This is a genomic window from Prevotella sp. E15-22, assembly GCF_023204875.1.
Lineage (GTDB): Bacteria > Bacteroidota > Bacteroidia > Bacteroidales > Bacteroidaceae > Prevotella.
The window spans coordinates 1,244,503-1,264,926 of the sequence record NZ_CP096247.1 but is presented as its reverse complement, the minus strand read 5'-3'; the positions used below and the strand labels follow the sequence as shown (position 1 = coordinate 1,264,926).

Sequence of the window (20,424 nt, the reverse complement as noted above, 5' to 3'; positions counted from 1 at the left end):
TATCTTTGCAGGCAAAACATTAATCAATGAAGAAAGCACTCTGTACGATATTCCTGCTGCTGGCCACGATGGTGGCCTGGGCTCAGGCGCCAAAGCACGAGGTGAGGGCTGTGTGGCTGACGACCATCGGCGGCATTGACTGGCCGCACTCGTATCAGCCCGAGGCCCAGAAACGCGAAATGATACGCACGCTGGACCTACTGCAGGCGGCGGGCATCAACACGGTGATTGTGCAGACGCGCGTGAGGGCCACGACAATCTATCCCTCGGACATGGAGCCGTGGGACGGATGCATCACGGGCACGCCGGGCAGGAAGGCACAATACGACCCGCTGCAGCTGTGGATTGACGAGTGTCACCGCAGGGGCATGGAGTGCCACGCATGGGTGGTGACCATCCCGGTGGGCAAATGGAACAAGCTGGGATGCAAGCAGCTGCGACAGAAATATCCGAAGCTGATTAAGAGGATTGGCGAGGATGGCTATATGGACCCTGAACAGAAGGAGACTGGCGACTACTTGGCGCGCATCTGTACGGAGATTGTGAGGGGCTACGACGTGGACGGCATCCACCTGGACTATATCCGCTATCCGGAGACGTGGAAGATCAAGGTTTCGCGGGCGCAGGGACGGGCCTATATCACGGACATTGTGCGCAAGGTGAACCGTGCGGTGAAGAGTCTGAAGCCGTGGGTGAAGCTGACGTGCTCGCCCATTGGCAAGCACGACGACCTGCGACGCTACCGTGCGGGGGGATGGAACGCCCGCACCACGGTGTGTCAGGATGCGCAGGCATGGCTCAGGGAGGGACTGATGGACGGACTCTTCCCGATGATGTATTTCCAGGATAATAACTTCTTTCCCTTTGCCATCGACTGGCAGGAGCAGAGCAACGGGCGCACGGTGGTGCCCGGACTGGGCATTTATTTCCTGGACCCGAAGGAGGGCAAATGGACGATGGACCAGGTGACGCGACAGATGAATGTGGGGCGCGACCTGGGCATGGGGCACTGCTTCTTTCGCACGAAGTTCCTGCTGGACAACGTGAAGGGCATCTACGACTTTACTTGCCGCTTTAACAGCACTGCGGCGCTGGTGCCACCAATGACGTGGGCCGGACAGCAGGCGCCCACGGAGCCCGGGGAACTGACGCTGAAGGGCAACACCCTGGCGTGGCAGGCAGCACGGGACAAGAGCGACGCGCCCTACCTATTATATAATATATATGCGAGCGAGGATTTTCCGGTGGACGTGACGAAGGCGGAAAACCTGATGGCCATGAGGGTGACGAGGACGAGCCTCCTGGTGCCGAACAACGGGCGCATGAACTATGCGGTGACGGCGATGAACCGCTATGGGCAAGAGAGCGCGCCGGCGCAACTGCTGATGAACGCGGGCAGGCGCTATGCCGCTCCCACCATCAGCCGCACGGACGGACGACCCGTGGCGCTGCCCGAGAAGGGGGCAACGCTCGACGCGGAATACGTGATCATCGAGACGATGGACGGACGACAGCTGGAGGTGCAGCCCTACTCCACCCTGCTGAAGGTGGACCACCTGCCCAACGGCATCTATCAACTGCGCTCGCTGGGCCGCAAGGGGCGCAACCACCGCATCGGCTTCTTTAGCATCAAACGCTGACCATACAACATCAAACAATGACATAAAACCCTAAGAAAACAAAATGAACACAATGAATCTTAAGAAGGTGCTCGTACTCGGTTCGGGCGCGCTGAAAATCGGACAGGCTGGCGAATTTGACTACTCTGGCTCGCAGGCCCTGAAAGCCCTGCGCGAAGAGGGTATCAAGAGTGTGTTGGTGAATCCTAACATTGCCACCATCCAGACCTCGGAAGGCATTGCCGACCAAGTGTATTTCCAACCAGTTAACGCGCATTTCGTCACGGAAATCATCAAGAAGGAACGCCCCGACGGCATCCTACTGGCTTTCGGCGGACAAACGGCCTTGAACTGCGGCACGGAGCTCTATCTTAACGGCACGCTGAAGGAGTATGGCGTGAAGGTGCTGGGCACCAGCGTGGAGGCTATCATGGACACCGAGGACCGCGACCGCTTTGTGAAGAAGCTGGACGAGATTAGTCTGAAGACACCGGTGAGCCATGCCGTGGAGAATATGGACGACGCACTGAAGGCTGCCCGCGAGATTGGCTTCCCCATCATGATTCGCTCGGCTTATGCGCTGGGTGGACTGGGTTCGGGCATCTGTCCCGACGAGAAGGCCTTTGTGGAACTGGCCGAGAGCGCCTTCACCTTTGCACCGCAGATTCTGGTGGAAGAGAGTTTGAAGGGCTGGAAGGAGATTGAGTTTGAGTGCATACGCGACGCCAACGACCGTTGCTTCACCGTGGCCTCGATGGAGAACTTCGACCCGCTGGGCATCCACACGGGCGAGAGTATCGTGGTGGCGCCTACGTGTTCGCTGACCGACGAGCAGGTGAAGATGCTGCAGGAGATTACCATCAAGTGTGTGCGCCACCTGGGCATCGTGGGCGAGTGTAACATCCAGTTTGCCTTTAACGCCCAGACCAACGACTATCGCATCATCGAGATCAACGCACGCCTCTCGCGCTCGTCGGCGCTGGCTTCGAAGGCTACGGGCTATCCCCTGGCTTTTGTGGCTGCCAAGATTGCGCTGGGCTACACGCTCGACCAGATTGGCGAGATGGGCACCACGTCGAGTGCGTATGTGGCTCCCTCGCTGGACTATATGATTTGTAAGATTCCTCGCTGGGACCTGACGAAGTTCGCGGGTGTGAGCAGACAGATTGGCTCGTCGATGAAGTCGGTGGGCGAGATTATGTCGATTGGTCGCTCGTTCGAGGAGATGATACAGAAGGGACTGCGCATGATTGGTCAGGGCATGCATGGCTTTGTGGGCAACGACCACACGAAGTTTGACGACCTGGACAACGAACTGGCCAACCCCACCGACCTGCGCATCTTTGCCATCGCCCAGGCCTTGGAGGAGGGCTACACCATTGAGCGCATCGAGGAACTGACGAAGATTGACGTGTGGTTTCTGGAGCGATTGAAGCATATTGTGGACTTGAAGCACGAGTTGCAGAAGTTTGACAAGTTGGAGGACCTCTCGGACGAGCTGCTGCTGGAGGTGAAGCGCTGTGGCTTCTCGGACTTCCAGATTGCGCGCTTTGTGCTGAAGACGAAGTCGACCAACATGGAGAAGGAGAACCTGGAGGTGCGCAAACTGCGCAAGCAGCGCGGCATTGTGCCTTCGGTGAAGCGCATCCCCACGGTGGCATCGGAGCATCCGGAGCTGACAAACTATCTGTACTTTACCTACACGCACGTGCCTGCCTTCGGCGATACGAAGGGCGAGCAGTATAAGGTTGCTCACGACATCACCTATTATAATAACGAGAAGTCGGTGGTGGTACTGGGCTCGGGTGCCTATCGCATTGGCTCGAGCGTGGAGTTCGACTGGTGTTCGGTGAATGCCATCAACACGGCACGCAAGTTGGGCTACAAGAGTATCATGATTAACTATAACCCCGAGACCGTCTCTACCGACTATGACATGTGCGACCGCCTGTACTTCGACGAGCTGAGCCTGGAGCGCGTGCTCGACGTGATGGACCTGGAGCAGCCGCGTGGCGTGATTGTGAGCGTGGGTGGACAGATTCCTAACAACCTGGCTATGAAGCTGCATCGACAGGGTGTGCCCGTGCTGGGCACTTCGCCCGTGGACATCGACCGTGCGGAGAACCGCGACAAGTTCTCGGCCATGCTCGACAAACTGGGTATTGACCAGCCTGCATGGCGCGCGCTGACGAGTTTCGACGACGTGAAGGAGTTTGTTGACAAGGTGGGCTATCCCGTGCTGGTGCGTCCGTCGTACGTGCTCTCGGGTGCTGCGATGAACGTGTGCTACGACGAGGAGGAGCTGCATCGCTTCCTGAACATGGCCACCGAGGTGTCGAAGGAGTTCCCTGTGGTGGTGTCGAAGTTTATGACGGAGACCAAAGAGATTGAGTTTGACGCCGTGGCCGACAAGGGCGAGGTGATTGAATATGCCATCTCGGAGCATGTGGAGTATGCGGGTGTGCACTCGGGCGACGCCACGATGGTGTTCCCTGCCCAGCACATCTATTTCTCGACCATCCGTCAGATTAAGAAAATTGCGCATAAGATTGCTGCCGAGCTGAACATCAGCGGACCATTCAACATCCAGTTCCTGGCGAAGAACCGCGAGGTGAAGGTGATTGAGTGTAACCTGCGTGCCAGTCGTTCGTTCCCCTTCGTGTCGAAGATCCTGAAGCGCAACTTCATCGAGACGGCCACGAAGATTATGCTGGATGCACCCTATCAGAAGCCTGAGAAGAGTGAGTTCGACATCGACCGCATTGGCGTGAAGGCCTCGCAGTTCTCGTTTGCCCGCTTGCAGAATGCCGACCCCGTGTTGGGTGTCGACATGAGCTCAACGGGCGAGGTGGGCTGTCTGGGCGACGACCTGAACGAGGCGCTGCTGAACAGCCTGATTGCCACGGGCTACTCGATTCCGAAGGATGCGGTGCTCATCTCGTCGGGTGGCGCCAAGGGCAAGGTGAGCTTGTTGGAGCCCGCCCAGCAGTTGGCCAAGAAGGGCTACACCATCTATGCCACCGCTGGCACGGCGAAGTTCTTCAACGACAACGGTGTGAAGGCCACTGCCGTGGCATGGCCCGACGAGCCTGGCAAGAACAACGTGATGGACTTGATTTCGCAGCATAAGGTGGGACTGGTGATTAACGTGCCGAAGAACCACACCAGTCGCGAGTTGACCAATGGCTATAAGATTCGTCGCGGTGCCATCGACCACAACATCCCCCTGATGACCAACGTGCGTCTGGCCAAGGCCTTTATCGAGGCCTTCACGGCAATGAGTCTCAACGACATCAAGATTAAGTCTTGGCAGGAGTATAACAACTAATTTCTCCTTGCCACATCATAACGATGGGTGCATCAGCCAATGATGCGCCCATTTTTTGTGTTTGTTAATGATGGTTAATTATTTGCTTAATTCCATTGCGGAACGGAAAAAAGTCCATATCTTTGCGATATCAAAATGATATCAATTTAAACTAACATTAAAATTATTGATTATGGAAACAAAAGAATTAGAGTTCAAAGGAATGGTGTTCAACGGATTCCTGATGTTGTTTGTCAACCTGCTGCTGACAGTTTTTACTATCTTAGGTATCGTGTTCAGCATCATGCTGCTCGACAGTCATAATGGTGGTGGCTGGTCGCTGGGCTTTTTCATCCTGATGGTGTTTTTCACCATCGTGATGTGGTGCGGCCATCTGCAGTTGGAACCCAACGAGGCTCGCGTGGCCACGTGGTTTGGTAAGTATGCCGGCACCTTCTCGCAGACGGGCTTCTACTGGATTAACCCTCTCTATGGCACCAAGAAGGTGAGTCTGCGTGCTCGCAACCTGGACGCCGAGCCTATCAAGGTGAACGACAAGACGGGTAACCCCGTGATGATCGGATTGGTGCTGGTGTGGAAACTCAAGGATACTTATAAGGCGCTGTTCGAGGTGGACACCCAGACCATGGCCAGCATACAGGGTCAGGTGGGCACCGACATGCGCTCGGTGATGAACGCCCTGGAGCGCTTCGTACGTGTGCAGAGTGATGCTGCCTTGCGTCAGGTGGCTGGTCAGTATGCCTACGACGACGAGGATAACAAGAGTCATGAGCTGACCCTGCGTGGTGGTGGCGACGAGATCAACGACCAACTCGAAGAGAAACTGAACGAGCGCCTGGCCCTGGCTGGCATCGAGGTGGTAGAGGCTCGCATCAACTATCTGGCCTATGCGCCCGAGATTGCTGCCGTGATGCTGCGTCGTCAGCAGGCTTCGGCCATCATCACCGCTCGTGAGAAGATTGTGGAGGGTGCTGTGTCGATGGTGAAGATGGCGCTGGACAAGCTGTCGAGCGAGGAGATCGTGGAACTCGACGACGACAAGAAGGCTGCCATGGTTTCTAACCTGCTGGTGGTACTCTGTGGCGACGACTCGGCTCAGCCCGTGGTCAATACTGGTACGCTGAATCACTAAAGAATGAAGAATTGACAATTGAGAATTGATAATTTATGGCTGAAAAGAAATCCACTAAGAGTTTTATCCTACGTGTTGACAGCGACACGATGGACGCGATAGAGGCTTGGGCTGCGGACGAGTTCCGCAGCACCAACGGCCAGCTGCAGTGGATCATTACTGAGGCCCTGCGCAAAGCCAAACGATTACCCAAAAAGAAGAAAAATGAAACTGACGTTAAGAACGAACAACAAGGAGAAGATTAAGGTGTGCAGAACAACCGAGGGCACCATCTTTGAGATAGTGCTGGTGGTGATGCTGGTGGGCATCGGCGCACTCACCGCCATGATGTATGCGGATGCGCCCGAGGTGGTGCCCACGCATTTCGGAGCAACAGGAGAGCCCAACGGATGGGGCTCGAAGTCGAGTGTGCTGATTCCTTGTCTGATCATATCGATAGCCAGCATCTTCCTCATGGTCAGCGCCTATTTCCCCCACAAGATAAACATCCCCGTGGAGGTATCAACGCCGCGTCAATGGGCGCTGGTGGTGCGTCTCGTCAGGGTGATGGCACTCGAGATGGCGCTACTCACGCTGCCCATCGCAACCAGCAGTCTACTGGTGGATCATCACACGTCATGGCCGGAAATGGCTATCATAGGCTTGATGTTCATCACCGTCATCGTCTTCTGCGTATTGATTCACAAGGCGAGATAGTCCGCAAGACAAGCATAAAACAAAAGAGGGCAGCAAGTAGTTTTGCTGCCCTCTTTGTTTGTCTATTAGCTTGATTATGCCTCGCAATTATGCCTCGCAATTATGCCTCGCAATTATGCCTCGCAATTATGCTTCGCTCGCAGGCGTCTCTTTCAACTGCTCGAGCGCACGGCAAAGCTGGTCGGGACATGAGGTGCCCTTGGTGCCGCAACGGATGCCATTGAGGCGGGCAATCACGTCGTCAATCTTCTGGCCTCTCACCAGCTGACTGATGCCCTGTAGGTTGCCATTGCAGCCACCCAGGAAGAACACCTGCTGGATAACGTCATTCTCGTCGGCAGTCACATCAATCATCTGTGAACACGTGCCGTGAGTCTGGTACATAAGATGTTTCGTCTTCATAATTCCTGTGTTTTTTCTTATTGTGAAGGTAAGAAAACGGGTACATCAATCATGATGCACCCGTTTGTAGAATGATATGTCTTCTATGGTTTAGAAGAAGATATAGCGATTATCCTTAATCTCAACCTTGTCGCGGAGTTCCTGCATAGCCATACCAACAGTCTGCTGGAGAGCTGACTGACGGAGAGCAGCCTCAGAAACCTTCTCGTTGAAGGTAACACCCTCGCGCTGAGTACGGTTGATAACCTGGAACACATAAGCACCAGCCTGTCCCTTGACAACGTGCTTGCTGAAAGCACCCTTCTCGGTACCTGCTACGGCACCACTAAGAGCGGGCTCGGGCATCACGATAGAAGGAACATATACAGGAGCGCGGAATGTGATGTGAGAGATGCTGTCAAGGCGGGCACCCTTGGCCTGAGCCTCGGCAACGCTCTTAACACCTGCAAGCTGCTCAGAGAGCTTAGCAAACTTCTTGTCGCGCAGAACCTCCTGCTTCAGCGTTGCCTCAACAGTGCTCTGGGCTAAATATCCCTTAGGAGTGAGCTTGCTGAGACCAACGACCATCAGGCGGTCGTTATCACCACAACGATCGAACACCTTAGAGATGTGGCCTTCCTCGGCCTCGGTGAACAACCACTTAATAGCGTCGTGTGAAGAACGGATGTTGGCAATTGTGTGGTCGGCATTGGTTACCTGACCATCCATCACCACATAACCATAGTCGGCACACTTAGCCTGGAGTCCTTCGATGTTCTGACTCTCGCTTACGAACTGGCTGAACTTATTGTAGGTCTCGTTGTAGGTCTCGTTAGAGAAGTCGATAGCGCGCTTCACGATAGCTACGTTAAACTTCTCAACATTACCCTTGCGCTGAGTGATCTGAAGAATGATGTGACCCTGAGAGAGCTCGAGGTCTTTAACCTCGTTAACGGGAGCCTTGAGCAAAGCAGTATAGATAGCCTTGTTGTCGGCAGTAAGTGTGGGAGCAGATTCGTACTCGTTTGAGGTCATCCAAGTCTTCTCGCCACGCTGGTTGTACTTCTTGGCAATTGAGTCGAAAGCAACACCGGCGCTGATTGACTTCATAATGCTGTCGGCAGTAGCCTTGGCACTCTGCATGCCCATCAATGAAATCATACGGAACTCGATTGAGTCGGCAACATTCTCCTTAGAGAACAGCTTCACAACGTTGAAGGTGTTGTCACGGCTCTCGAAAGGAGCAGTAACCTGACCAGCACCCATCTTGCTGATGCTATCGGCAAGGTCTGAAGGAAGGGCGTTCTTTGACAGGGGCAGACCAAGGTAAGCCACCTGAGACTGAGCCTCGCGAACAACGTCGCTAACAGAAGCGCTATCGCTCTTCAGGGCCTTAGAAGCCTTCTGCATAACTTCCATCAGAGCATCACGGTCCTTCTTAGAAGCAGTAACCTGACATACAACGTACTTGATCTCGGCCAGGTCGGCACGAGTCTTGAACTGCTCTTTCATCTCGTCGTACTTAGCCTTGAGGTCGGCATCGGTCACTTCAATCTCGTTGTCGTTAATGCTAGCGTAAGGCATAGAAGCCATAATCACTTCGCTCTCGATATTCTGGTTGTCGAAAGCAGCCTTTGCAGAAACAGGGTTTGACATAACACAACCTGCCAGCAAAGTCTGATACTTCATCTCAAGAATCTTCTGAGCCAGGATTCTCTCGGCTACAGGCCAGCAACGCTCGAACAGAACAGCCTGCTCAGCAGCCTGAGCATTGGTCTGTGACTGCTGCTTAAGGTACTCGCGATATGCGGACACCTGATTAGCATCGAAAGCACGGGTCTGAGGATTAACGAACTGAGACAACAGAGGTGTCTCGCTGATAGCGGGGTGAGTACCTTCCTTCAGGACGTTAACCACCTCTTCGTCTGTTACAGTAAGACCCAACTTTGCGGCCTGTTCCTCAACGAGCTTATTGTTCACGCATTCGTTCCAAACATAGTCGCGCAGGCTATTCAGCTGATCTTCGTTCAGATTGTCCTGTCCTTGGAGTTTGGCTAACTCCTGATACTCGCCCACGAGACTCTGGAACTCCTGAATCTCAATTTTCTCACCATCGATCACGCCGGCGGTACTGCTGTCCACCTGAGCCTGACCTTTACAAGTGCTAAAGCCATCTTGTGCAATGAAGCCTACAAGACCCAGACCCAGAATAACGACAAGTCCAGGGCCCCAGCTTCTAATTTTTCCAATTGCTGCCATTTTTTAATGATTTTATTGTTTTAATTATTTTTTCGTTAGTTTCAATTTACAGCCCGCAAAGTTACTAAGTTTTCTTGAATTATCGGCATTTTTTCACGAAAAATTGGTGTTTGTATTGACTTTTAGTCTGACCAATTCTATTTTTGTTGCGGTATTTTTTATGATTTTAAACTCCCAACGGTTTATTTTCACAACTTCGTTGAGTTTCGGGAAGCTCTGATACTCGTGAAGGATTAGACCTCCCACCGTCATATACTCATCACTTTCAGGGAGTTCCAAGTCGAATAGTTCATTCACTTTTTCAATCTCCAGACGGGCCGAAAGGAGATACTCGCCATTGTCAAGTTGTTTGGCAATATAGTTGGTTGAGTCATGCTCATCCTCGATATCTCCAAAGATCTCCTCAACAATGTCCTCGAGCGCGATGAGTCCACTGGTGCCACCAAACTCATCCACGACGACACCAAGCGACTTCTTCTGCGCCAAGAACGTCTGCATCATCTTACTGGCAGACATCGTCTCGGGCACGAAGGTCATCGTCTGTAATTTCTCTGTCCAATCCTTTGGATTCTGGAACATCTCAGAGGAATGAATATACCCGACAATATGGTCGATGTCTTCGTGGTAGACAACGATTTTGGAATGGCCACTCTCAATAAACTTCTGCTTGAGTTGCTCGATGCTGCAGGTGTCCTCGATAGCATCGATTTCTGTTCTTGGCACCATACAGTCGCGCACCTTTGTCTCAGAGAAGTCAAGGGCATTCTGAAAGAAGCGCACCTCCTCCTCAATGTCGTCCTCATCCTGAGCATTGTCGATGCTACTTTGTACTAAATAGTCCAGATCCACCTTCGAAAACTCCTTGTCGTCCATGTGTTTGGGAATCTTAACACCAACGACACGAAGTAGTCCCTTAGACAATAGCGTAGCGAAACGGGATATGGGATAAAGAACCACATAACACAACAAGGCCGGAATCGAGAAGATTGAGAGCATGGTGTTGGGGTTGCTCTTGAAGATTGTCTTGGGCAGGAACTCGCCTGTAAAGAGTACTACTGCTGTTGACAACAAAGTGTCGGCAGCCACACGAGCAGCATCGTTGAAAAGCTGATTAAACAAGAGTTGGTCAAAGATCTGAGCAAAGAGAATGCCATAGATGACCAACGCGATGTTGTTACCCACCAGCATCGTGGAAACGAAATTGTTTGGATGCCGGTAGAACAAGGCGATGGCCCGATGAGGAAGATTATTTTTCTCGCGCGACATCTCGGCCAACATACGATTGCTGGCAACGAAGGCTATTTCCATGCCAGAAAAGAAGGCGGAGAAAACCATCGACACAATAAGACCTATAATCTGTGCAGTCATCATGGTGCTGAAATAGTAGTTGTATCTGCGGGTTCAACATCGTCTTCGAAATCCTCAGCGAGGAACGAACCCACGGAATTACTAATACGGTAATGAGTCATCTGCTCGTCACTACGGAAATAGGTACCTTCTATCGTACGCTCTGGCGTCACAAGCTTGGAATAGCAATGAGAATAGAACTCGTGCTTCATGCCATCCCAATATAACTCGTCACTGGTAAACACAAGACCGTCGACATTACGCAGACTGACCCTGCCCCTGAGTTTCCACAGGCGCTCCTGATCATAATACCAAGCCGTGTCTGCCTGAATGTAGGCCTGCACATGAAACTGTTCGTCAAACTGCTCAAAGAAGATGCCTTTCATGAATTCCCATCGCGATGGCTGACGCACGGTATTGACATCCCATTGCTCGGTAACAATACGATATTTGATGACACCCGAGTCACTTATCAAAGTATTAACGCCATAGGTTGTCATCATTGAAACAGAATCCTCGGGATTCACAGCAGGAGCTGTGTGCTCATGGGCTTCACTACAGCCCATAAACAGCAATAGGGCGAACACTACATTCGTCCCTAATAGCCATTTTATATTTTTATTTATTCCCAATGAACTAAGTGATTAGTCGACTTTCCACTTGGCGAACCAACGTTCGTTGAATGTCAAGCCAATATTGATGCGGAAGGTGTTTTCTGTAACCATATTAGTGGCAGAAGAACGAGCCCATTGCACGCCGATATTCAAAGTAGGACGCATGTGTCCCTGACGATTCCAATAGACCGAACCCAGAGGAATGCCAAAGCCTCCACTAAGACTGAACTCTTTGGGGCCTTCCTTTCCATTAATATTATAATAAGGTGTAGCATAACCAGCACCCAAACGATAATGTACACGCTGATACAAGCGACGTCCGGTGGTATTAGGCTGATAGTCGGCACCAATGTTTACCTTGTAACGGTCTCTAAGAAGGCCGCTTCGCAGAGCATAGTTCATTTTACCATCATCTCCCTGGAAATAATCAGGGAAATCGATTTTTCCCCATTGCTGCATCTGGAAATCGGCCCCAACATACAACTTAGAACCATGATTCCAGCCCAAGCCGACACCATAAGTCATGGGCAAGCTCAAACCGTTCTGGATGGTCATTGAGGTTGTATCATTAGTATTTGAAGTGGAGTTATTATTTATCGTATAGCAAGTGGGATTGGCCTTAAGCTCGTGGCCTATGCCCACAATAGCGCCCAAGGTCAGATAATCCTGTTTAGCGATTTTCTGCTTCCATTGAGCACCAAATGTTACATCATAAGTGTTAATCGTGCAGCTATACTCTCTGGACAGCTTGTTTATATTAGAAGTATTGGCACTAGATGAAACAGAACGATTATAGGTGCCCCAAATATACGACACATTAACACCCAAAGACAGGGGTTTTACGATATTCCATCCCAAACCGAAGAAAGCCTGATGCAATCCACCGGAACCTGTATAGGTCTCGGTGATAATGGTTCCTTCCTCTATGTTCAGATTATTGGTTGCGGAATAGTTATAGCCAATGTTCGAGAAAGGCATTAAGCCAAACGCCGCACCTACCTTCGGCAAAAGGCGGAAGGAGCCAACGGCATATTCCACATCGGCATTCTTTGCATTACGCTTGACATTACCCTCCTTAAAACTAGTAATCTGACCGGAAAGACCGACATCAAAAACCATTGTCAACGAGTCAATGGCCGAATAGGAGGCAGGGTTCAAGGTGTTAACCACATCACCGCCTCGATACGACAGTCCAACGCCGTTCATACCACTGTTAAAACCATGCGACTGGTCAGAAAGAACACCTAAACCATATTGGCTATAAGGTGAATTTGTGCCACTCTGGGCATAACCAGAAATGGAAAAGGCAATTGCCAAAGCAACGCTTATGATTTGCTTGTTCATATATTCTTTTTCTTTCAGGGTGCAAAATTATTAAAAAAATTCGAACTAAATGCACTGAAAGTGGAAAATATAGATTAATTTTGCATCGTGAAACAATTTAAAAACATTTTTAGGACTTTTTTTGTTGCTTTTTCTATTCTTTTAACGAGCAACAACGCTATAGCTCAAGACATAGACTTGAGTGAAATGGACAGTGTGGAGATTGGACTCATCACCTGTTCACCTCACGAGGAGATATATAGTCTTTACGGACATACCGCCCTGCGTTATCATGATTTGAAGCGCGGCATTGACGGCATATACAACTGGGGCGTGTTCGATTATACAAAGCCTCACTTCGCCCTACGCTTTGTTTTCGGCTTAACTGACTACGAACTGGGCGTGGCTCCCACCCTGCCCTTTTGCGAGTATTATGAGAATTGGGGCAGCATGGTGACAGAACACATATTGAATCTGACTCGCCAAGAGAAGTTGAACATCAGGAATGCGTTGATTGAAAACTGCAAACCCGAGAACAGGGTTTATCGTTATAACTTCTTTTATGACAACTGCTCTACGCGTCCTCGCAATATCATTGAGCAGAGCATAGAGGGAGAATTGTTTTACCAGCCAAGAGAGGATTATAGTCCCACATACCGCGAAATGCTGCATCAACACAATTCGCACCATGTTTGGACAGCGTTTGGCATCGACTTATTACTGGGCATCAAGGCTGATGCAAAGACCAGTCGCGAGGAACAGGAATTCCTGCCTGACAACCTTCGTTACGATTTCGACCGTGCCTATGTGATGCACGATGGAAAGCGAGAGCCTTTTGTTAAAGAGCGCCGCCTACTTGTGCCTGCAGGAATACAGACAACGGAATCAGATTTTCCCTTGAGACCTTTCGACATCTTCCTGGCTTTAATGGTTCTCACGGCATTTGTTTCGTTCTATGAGATATACAAGAAAACAAAGTTATGGTGGTACGATGCTCTATTAATGGTTCTGACGGGACTACCCGGTCTTGTTTTGCTGTTGATGATCTTCTCAGAGCATCCCACAACAAGTATTAATCTGCAGATTCTACTTCTAAATCCTATTGCCCTACTCTTCGTATGGCCCATTTGGAAGAAACGTAAGACAAAGTGGTTTCTCATCAACTTTATATGCCTGATTATATTCCTTCTTGGCAGTTTCTGGCAAGACTATGCAGAGGGCATGGTATTTTTGGCATTATCTTTGCTATTTAGATGTTTAGATCATTACAATGACAAATAGATACATTTATATCACGCTATTAGCCGTGCTGGGCTTTAACTCAGAAGTCATAGCACAGGAAGAAACCAACGGCGCGCCGCGACTGGTGGTCAGCATCACTATTGACCAACTGAGAAGTGACTTCCTGGAAGCTTTCCAACCGCTTTATACGGACCAAGGATTCCTTCGCCTAATGGCCGATGGTAAAGTTTATACAAATGTATCTTATCCTTTTATTCCTATAGATAGAGCTTCGGCAAGTGCAGCCATCACATCGGGTGTTGCACCTTATTATAATAATATTGCCGGACAGCAATGGCTGAATCGCGAGACACTCAGACCTGTTGGTTGTGTGGACGATGCAAAATATCCTGGCATCAACACCAACGAGACCGCCTCACCCAACAAATTGAGTACATCAACAATTGGCGACGAACTGAAAGTATGTACTGGCGGAAAAGCCATTGTATATGCCATTGCGCCCTTCCGCGACGCAGCTGTACTTTCTGCAGGACATGCGGCAAATGGTGCCTTTTGGATTGACGATGCCAGTGGCAACTGGTGTTCGTCACGCTTTTATTTTAATGCTCTGCCTTCGTGGGCCCAGGCATACAACAGGCTAAATGCGCCAGCAGCAAAGATTGGTCAAACAACATGGGAACCCTACTCGATACTGGCTAGCAATTTCAGCTATTTCATGCAGACGGGTGAGACAAAACCATTTAAGCACCAGTTTGAAGGCACACAACGATACAAGAAATATAAGACTAGCGCCCTAGTCAATAGAGACGTTACAGACATGGCGCTGCAATGCGTAGCCAGCACAGGCATGGGTAATGACAAGATTACGGACTTACTCTGTCTGACATATTATGCGGGCACATACGATCACAAGGCTGTGACAGATTGTCAGTTGGAAGTACAAGACACGTATATCCGACTGAACAAAGAGTTGAGTCGACTCATCGATAAACTGGAAGAAAAACTGAAGCGCAAGGACCTGCTTGTCGTCATCACAAGCACTGGATACAGCAACGAAGAAATGTCTGATTATCAGGCATATAAGATTCCATCAGGTACTTTCTACATGAACAGATCGACAAACCTGATGAACATGTATCTGGGTGCCACCTGGGGACAAGGCGATTACGTGGAGACGGTATATAAAAACCAAATCTTCCTGAACCGCAAGTTGCTGGAGTCGAAGAAAATCAGTATGACTGAGGCCCTAAACCGCAGTCAGGAATTCATGGCTATGATGTCGGGCGTAAGAAACGTCTATACGTCACTACAGCTACTGACCAGCCAGAACGAAATGATTCAGAAGGTGCGCAACGGCTTTAGTCCCGACAACTGCGGCGACATATTCATCGAAACAGCTCCCGGTTGGCGCATTCTGCATGAGGACACACAAGAAAGCGATTTCTCAAAAGCATCATATATACAATTCCCGATAATTTTCTATGGTGCAGGCACAAGTCCTGAACGCATACAAGTGCCCGTTACCATTGATCAGATTGCGCCCACTCTGGCGCGATGCATCCGCATCAGGGCTCCAAATGCGTGCTCGTCGAAACCATTATTCTAACCTAATTGGTAATTATTGGTTGTTTTTTGCTGTTTATTGGCAGAAAATCGTTAACTTTGCACACAATTTTAAAATTTAGAACCCATTCATTAAAAACATATTATGAATTTCAATAGTATATTGAAGGCTCTCTTCGGCGACAAATCATCGCGTGATATGAAGAAGATTCAGCCTTTCGTGGAGATGGTGAAAGCCGTTTCACCCAAAGTAGAAGCACTGGATAATGACGCACTTCGTGCTCGCACTCAAGAGATCCGTCAACAGGTACAAACCGCTGCTAAAGAACAAAAAGAGGAGATTGAGCGCCTGAAGGCTACCATCGAAGAAACGCCATTGGACGAACGAGCCGACATCTTTGCCAAGATTGATAAAAAGGAGAAAGAGGCACTTGAGATTTATGAGAAGGCTCTCGACGAGGTAATGCCTGAGGTATATGCTATCGTCAAGGAGACGGCTCGCCGTTTCGCTCAGAACGAGGAGACCATCGTTACAGCCAACGACTTTGATCGTGAGTTGGCTGCCGATCCTAGAAAAGACTTTATCACGATTGATGGCGACAAAGCTATCTATCACAACCATTGGACAGCAGGTGGTAATGACCTGAAATGGGAAATGGTACACTATGATGTACAGCTTTTCGGTGGCGTTGTTCTTCATCAGGGTAAGATTGCCGAGATGGCCACTGGTGAAGGTAAGACGCTTGTTGCCACACTGCCAGTATTCCTAAACGCTCTTACTGGCAATGGTGTTCATGTGGTGACGGTAAACGACTATTTGGCTAAGCGTGACTCAGAATGGATGGGTCCACTTTATATGTTCCATGGCCTGAGCGTCGACTGTATCGACAAGCATCAGCCTAACTCAGCAGAACGTCGTAAGGCTTATCAAGCAGATATCACTTTTGGTACAAACAATGAGTTTGGTTTTGACTATCTGCGTGATAACATGGCTATCTCGCCTGCCGACTTGGTGCAGCGCGCACACAACTATGCCATCGTCGATGAGGTTGACTCTGTGTTAATTGATGATGCCCGAACACCTCTGATTATCAGCGGACCCGTTCCCAAAGGCGAGGTTCAGATGTTCGAAGAATACCAGCCATTGGTAGAAAAGCTCTATGGCGTTCAGAAGCAATTGGCTACGCAATATCTTGCAGATGCCAAGGTATTGATTACCGAAGGAAACAAGTTGATGGAAGAAGGAAACAAGAAAGACGGTCAGGAGAAACTTGACGCAGGTTTCCTCTCATTGTTCCGCTCGCACAAAGCACTTCCTAAAAACAAGCCACTCATCAAATATCTTTCAGAAGAAGGTATCAAGGCTGGCATGCTCAAGACCGAAGAGCACTATATGGAAAACAACAACCGCAGAATGCCTGAGGCTGTAGAGCCTTTGTATTTTGTCGTTGACGAGAAACTCAACTCATGCGACCTGACTGATAAAGGAACAGCATGGTTGGCAAAACAAGTAAACGACGCTGCCTTGTTTGTCCTTCCCGACATCGCCGGCCAGCTCTCAGCATTGGAAGCAGAGACAGGCCTCACGGACGAAGAACGTCTGAACAAGAAGGACGAGATGATGAACTACTACGCCGTACAGAGCGAGCGCGTGCACACGCTGCAGCAGTTGCTTAAAGCATACACCATGTTCAACAAGGATGATGAATATGTAGTTATTGATGGCGAGGTTAAGATTGTCGATGAACAGACAGGCCGTATCATGGAAGGACGCCGATGGAGCGACGGTCTGCATCAGGCAGTAGAGGCTAAGGAGCATGTAAAGGTGGAGGCCGCCACACAGACCTTTGCTACCATCACCTTGCAGAACTATTTCCGCATGTATCACAAACTGGCAGGTATGACAGGTACCGCTTCGACGGAGGCCGGAGAGTTCTGGGATATCTACAAACTTGATGTGGTGGAGATTCCCACCAACAAGCCTATTGCGCGCAACGACATGGACGACCGTGTGTATAAAACAGCACGCGAGAAATACAAAGCCGTCATCGAGGAAATCGTTAAAATGCGAAAAGCAGGCCGTCCCACGCTGATTGGTACGACAAGCGTCGAGATTTCCGAGTTGCTGAGCCGTATGCTGGATATGTACGTAGATCCCGAAACGGGTAAGCGTGAGGGCATCCCCCATCAGGTCCTGAACGCCAAGTTACACCAGAAAGAGGCCGATATCGTGGCTCTGGCTGGTCAGCAGGACAAGAACGGCATGGGTGCAGTGACCATTGCCACTAACATGGCAGGTCGTGGTACCGATATTAAGCTGTCTCCTGAGGTTAAGGCTGCTGGTGGTCTGGCCATCATTGGTACAGAACGTCATGAAAGCCGTCGTGTAGACCGTCAGCTGCGTGGTCGTGCCGGACGTCAAGGAGACCCAGGTTCTTCTGTATTCTATGTATCACTGGAAGACAAACTGATGCGTCTGTTTGCATCAGAGCGCATTGCCTCTGTGATGGACCGCTTAGGCTTCAAGGAAGGCGAGATGATTGAGAGTCCCATGATTTCTCGAAGCATTGAGCGTGCACAGAAGAAAGTTGAGGAGAACAACTTCGGTATCCGTAAACGTCTGCTGGAGTATGATGATGTTATGAACAAGCAGCGTACTGTTATCTACGAGAAACGTCGTCACGCCTTGATGGGTGAACGTATAGGCATGGATATCGCCAACACCATCTGGGACCGTGTAAGTACCATCATCGAGCGCAATGACTATGAAGGATGCAAGGAAGAGTTTCTGCACCTCTTCGCGATGGAGGTACCTTTCACCGAGAATGAATTCACGACGATGAAGCCCGATGACCTAGCTGAGAAGGCTTTCCAGGCAGCATTAGCCAACTTCAATCGCAAAACGGAGCACATCCGCGAAGTGGCTTGGCCCGTTATCCAGCGTGTATATGAGGAGCAAGGTCAGATGTACGAGCGTATCATGGTTCCCATCACCGATGGTCGCCGTGTTTACAACATTGCATGTAACCTGAAGGAAGCTTACGACACAGAATGTAAGGCTGTCGTTAAGGAGTTCGAGAAGCAGATGTTGCTCCACATCATTGATGAGTCATGGAAGGAAAACCTGCGAGAGCTCGACGATTTGCGTCACTCTGTACAGAATGCCAGCTACGAGCAAAAAGATCCTCTGCTTATCTTTAAGTTGGAGAGTGCCAAGGTATGGGACAACATGATTAACGAGATGAACAACCGTACTATGGCTGTGCTGAACAGAGGACAGATTCCCGAGATGCAGCAAGAGGTTCGTGAAGCAGCTCCAGAGGAGCATACCAACCGTCAGCAATACACAGAAAACAAGCAGAACCTGCAGGATGAACAGCTGGTTGATAATGGACAGCGTGCTGCCGCTCACAACGACACCCGTCCCCAGCAACCTCGCACACCTATCATGAAGGATAAGATGCCTGGACGTAACGATCTCTGTCCCTGTGGTAGTGGAAAGAAATTCAAGAATTGCCACGGAAAAGGATTAGTTTAACTAGGAGGATCTGGCATATATAGTATTCTAGAGTCTTATCTCCCCAAAAAAATCCAGCATTATGATTAAGATTAATAATCTGAAGAAAACATTCGGAGAGACCACAGCCTGTAATATCCCGTCGTTCACAATTAACGACGGTGATATTTTGGGGTTGGTGGGAAACAACGGTGCCGGTAAGACGACACTCTTCCGCATGATACTCGACCTTCTTAAACCAGACGAAGGAAGCGTAGAGATTAATGGCATCAACCCTGCCCAATCTGAGGAATGGAAACATCTAACTGGAGCATTTATCGACGAGGGCTTCCTTATTGATTACCTGACGCCAGAAGAATATTTCTCGTTTATCGGTAAGATTAGCGGTATACCTCAGAAAGAGATGGAAGGGAAGTTCGCACTCTACGAAGCATTGGCTGGCGGAGAGGTCTTTGGACAGAAAAAACTAATTCGCAACTTATCGGCTGGCAACAAGCAGAAGGTTGGCATTATCTCGGCACTTATCAGAGAACCACAGTTGGTTATTCTTGACGAGCCATTCAACTTTCTGGACCCAACGACTCAGAATGTGCTAAAGCGCACCCTGACTCAATATGCAGAAAGAACTCATGCCACCATTATTATAAGTAGTCATAACCTGCAGCACACAATAGACATTTCCAACCGAATTGCTTTGTTAGAGAAAGGCGTTATCATTCGTGACATGACAAACGAAGATGGTAGTGCAAGACAGGAGCTAACTGACTATTTTGGCGAATAAGATTGGTCCATTTTGCAGGTTTTTTCTAAAAAACAGCAAAAAAATTTTCATATCTGATTGAAAATGAGTATCTTTGCAGTCCAAAAAACAAGTACATCAATAAAATCACAAAGAAAAACAACATGACCAAGGCAGAAATAGTCAAGTCAATAGCCATGGAAACTGGCATGAATCCAAAGGAAGTCGCAATCGTTGTAGAGGCTTTCATGGAGGAGGTCCGTATGAGCCTGGCGAACAATAAGGAGAATGTATATTTGCGCGGATTCGGTAGCTTCATCGTTAAGCATCGTGCCCAAAAGACAGCTCGCAACATTTCGAAGAACACCACGCTCGTCATCGAGGAGCACGATATTCCCGCATTCAAGCCCTGCAAGAGTTTTATTGACCGCATGGCTCAGAATCCCAACCCCGCAGCAGCTATTGATGAAGCCGAGATGGTGGATTAATATAGAATCATTAATTTAAGTATTAAATAAACATTTAACAACTATGCCAAACGGAAAGAAAAAGAAGGGTCACAAGATGGCCACACACAAGCGTAAGAAGAGACTGCGCAAGAATCGTCATAAGAGCAAGTAAATTACTGACGAAAGAAAGATGAAAGGAGTGTACCAAACAAAAG

General features: G+C 49.6%; 15 protein-coding genes. 10 read left to right on the top strand and 5 right to left on the bottom strand.

Annotation, left to right across the window (positions count from 1 at the left end; translation table 11 throughout):
* Nucleotides 1–26: 26 nt before the first annotated feature.
* From M1D30_RS05010 to M1D30_RS04990, 5 genes are all read left to right on the top strand, one after another.
* Nucleotides 27–1,640 carry a glycoside hydrolase family 10 protein gene (locus M1D30_RS05010; RefSeq protein WP_248506921.1) on the top strand — a complete coding sequence of 538 codons (1,614 nt, stop codon included), beginning with the start codon at nt 27–29 and terminating at the stop codon, nt 1,638–1,640.
* Nucleotides 1,641–1,683: 43 nt separating this feature from the next.
* On the top strand, nt 1,684–4,947 hold the full coding sequence (carB, locus tag M1D30_RS05005; protein WP_371874173.1) for a carbamoyl-phosphate synthase (glutamine-hydrolyzing) large subunit: 3,264 nt from the start codon (nt 1,684–1,686) through the stop codon (nt 4,945–4,947).
* 172 nt (nt 4,948–5,119) lie between these two features.
* The gene (locus M1D30_RS05000; protein ID WP_248506919.1) at nt 5,120–6,079 is read left to right on the top strand and encodes an SPFH domain-containing protein; all 960 of its coding nucleotides are present in this window, start codon (nt 5,120–5,122) and stop codon (nt 6,077–6,079) included.
* A 35-nt stretch (nt 6,080–6,114) separates the two neighbouring features.
* Entirely contained in the window at nt 6,115–6,324 is a 210-nt protein-coding gene (locus M1D30_RS04995) for a hypothetical protein (protein WP_248506918.1), read from the top strand.
* The gene (locus tag M1D30_RS04990) at nt 6,284–6,775 is read left to right on the top strand and encodes a DUF1648 domain-containing protein (protein WP_248506916.1); all 492 of its coding nucleotides are present in this window, start codon (nt 6,284–6,286) and stop codon (nt 6,773–6,775) included. Before M1D30_RS04995 ends, M1D30_RS04990 begins: the two co-directional genes overlap by 41 nt.
* Nucleotides 6,776–6,901: 126 nt before the next feature.
* Here the strand turns inward: M1D30_RS04990 and M1D30_RS04985 are convergent, their stop codons facing one another.
* The 5 genes from M1D30_RS04985 to M1D30_RS04965 form a co-directional block, all read right to left on the bottom strand.
* Nucleotides 6,902–7,177, bottom strand: a complete 276-nt coding sequence (locus tag M1D30_RS04985) for a TIGR03905 family TSCPD domain-containing protein (RefSeq protein ID WP_248506914.1) — start codon at nt 7,175–7,177, stop codon at nt 6,902–6,904.
* Nucleotides 7,178–7,267: 90 nt separating this feature from the next.
* Nucleotides 7,268–9,415: a peptidylprolyl isomerase gene (locus tag M1D30_RS04980; RefSeq protein WP_248506912.1), complete on the bottom strand. Its 2,148-nt coding sequence runs from the start codon at nt 9,413–9,415 to the stop codon at nt 7,268–7,270.
* 93 nt (nt 9,416–9,508) lie between these two features.
* Nucleotides 9,509–10,786 carry a hemolysin family protein gene (locus M1D30_RS04975; protein WP_248506910.1) on the bottom strand — a complete coding sequence of 426 codons (1,278 nt, stop codon included), beginning with the start codon at nt 10,784–10,786 and terminating at the stop codon, nt 9,509–9,511.
* The gene (gene lptC / locus M1D30_RS04970) at nt 10,783–11,349 is read right to left on the bottom strand and encodes an LPS export ABC transporter periplasmic protein LptC (RefSeq protein WP_256466181.1); all 567 of its coding nucleotides are present in this window, start codon (nt 11,347–11,349) and stop codon (nt 10,783–10,785) included. Before lptC ends, M1D30_RS04975 begins: the two co-directional genes overlap by 4 nt.
* Before the next feature lie 57 nt (nt 11,350–11,406).
* Nucleotides 11,407–12,720, bottom strand: a complete 1,314-nt coding sequence (locus tag M1D30_RS04965; RefSeq protein ID WP_248506906.1) for a hypothetical protein — start codon at nt 12,718–12,720, stop codon at nt 11,407–11,409.
* A gap of 186 nt (nt 12,721–12,906) precedes the next feature.
* Between M1D30_RS04965 and M1D30_RS04960 the strand changes: the two genes are divergently transcribed.
* The 5 genes from M1D30_RS04960 to M1D30_RS04940 all read left to right on the top strand — a co-directional run bounded on the left by M1D30_RS04960 (nt 12,907) and on the right by M1D30_RS04940 (nt 20,248).
* Nucleotides 12,907–13,980, top strand: a complete 1,074-nt coding sequence (locus M1D30_RS04960; protein ID WP_248506904.1) for a DUF4105 domain-containing protein — start codon at nt 12,907–12,909, stop codon at nt 13,978–13,980.
* Nucleotides 13,970–15,547 (top strand): alkaline phosphatase family protein, encoded by a 1,578-nt coding sequence (locus M1D30_RS04955; protein ID WP_248506896.1) that lies wholly within the window; start codon nt 13,970–13,972, stop codon nt 15,545–15,547. The genes M1D30_RS04960 and M1D30_RS04955 overlap by 11 nt, the downstream gene beginning before the upstream one ends.
* 102 nt (nt 15,548–15,649) lie before the next feature.
* Nucleotides 15,650–19,042: a preprotein translocase subunit SecA gene (secA, locus tag M1D30_RS04950; RefSeq protein WP_248506895.1), complete on the top strand. Its 3,393-nt coding sequence runs from the start codon at nt 15,650–15,652 to the stop codon at nt 19,040–19,042.
* A 61-nt stretch (nt 19,043–19,103) separates the two neighbouring features.
* On the top strand, nt 19,104–19,802 hold the full coding sequence (locus tag M1D30_RS04945) for an ABC transporter ATP-binding protein (protein WP_248506893.1): 699 nt from the start codon (nt 19,104–19,106) through the stop codon (nt 19,800–19,802).
* Nucleotides 19,803–19,897: 95 nt separating this feature from the next.
* Nucleotides 19,898–20,248, top strand: a complete 351-nt coding sequence (locus tag M1D30_RS04940) for an HU family DNA-binding protein (protein ID WP_256466180.1) — start codon at nt 19,898–19,900, stop codon at nt 20,246–20,248.
* Nucleotides 20,249–20,424 lie beyond the last annotated feature (176 nt).

Bases quoted from the DNA above. Each gene is read 5' to 3' on its own strand.
- M1D30_RS05010 (WP_248506921.1), top strand. From the start codon at position 27: ATGAAGAAAGCACTCTGTACGATATTCCTGCTGCTGGCCACGATGGTG.
- carB (WP_371874173.1), top strand. From the start codon at position 1,684: ATGAACACAATGAATCTTAAGAAGGTGCTCGTACTCGGTTCGGGCGCG.
- M1D30_RS05000 (WP_248506919.1), top strand. From the start codon at position 5,120: ATGGAAACAAAAGAATTAGAGTTCAAAGGAATGGTGTTCAACGGATTC.
- M1D30_RS04995 (WP_248506918.1), top strand. From the start codon at position 6,115: ATGGCTGAAAAGAAATCCACTAAGAGTTTTATCCTACGTGTTGACAGC.
- M1D30_RS04990 (WP_248506916.1), top strand. From the start codon at position 6,284: ATGAAACTGACGTTAAGAACGAACAACAAGGAGAAGATTAAGGTGTGC.
- M1D30_RS04985 (WP_248506914.1), bottom strand. From the start codon at position 7,177: ATGAAGACGAAACATCTTATGTACCAGACTCACGGCACGTGTTCACAG.
- M1D30_RS04980 (WP_248506912.1), bottom strand. From the start codon at position 9,415: ATGGCAGCAATTGGAAAAATTAGAAGCTGGGGCCCTGGACTTGTCGTT.
- M1D30_RS04975 (WP_248506910.1), bottom strand. From the start codon at position 10,786: ATGATGACTGCACAGATTATAGGTCTTATTGTGTCGATGGTTTTCTCC.
- M1D30_RS04965 (WP_248506906.1), bottom strand. From the start codon at position 12,720: ATGAACAAGCAAATCATAAGCGTTGCTTTGGCAATTGCCTTTTCCATT.
- M1D30_RS04960 (WP_248506904.1), top strand. From the start codon at position 12,907: ATGGACAGTGTGGAGATTGGACTCATCACCTGTTCACCTCACGAGGAG.
- M1D30_RS04955 (WP_248506896.1), top strand. From the start codon at position 13,970: ATGACAAATAGATACATTTATATCACGCTATTAGCCGTGCTGGGCTTT.
- secA (WP_248506895.1), top strand. From the start codon at position 15,650: ATGAATTTCAATAGTATATTGAAGGCTCTCTTCGGCGACAAATCATCG.
- M1D30_RS04945 (WP_248506893.1), top strand. From the start codon at position 19,104: ATGATTAAGATTAATAATCTGAAGAAAACATTCGGAGAGACCACAGCC.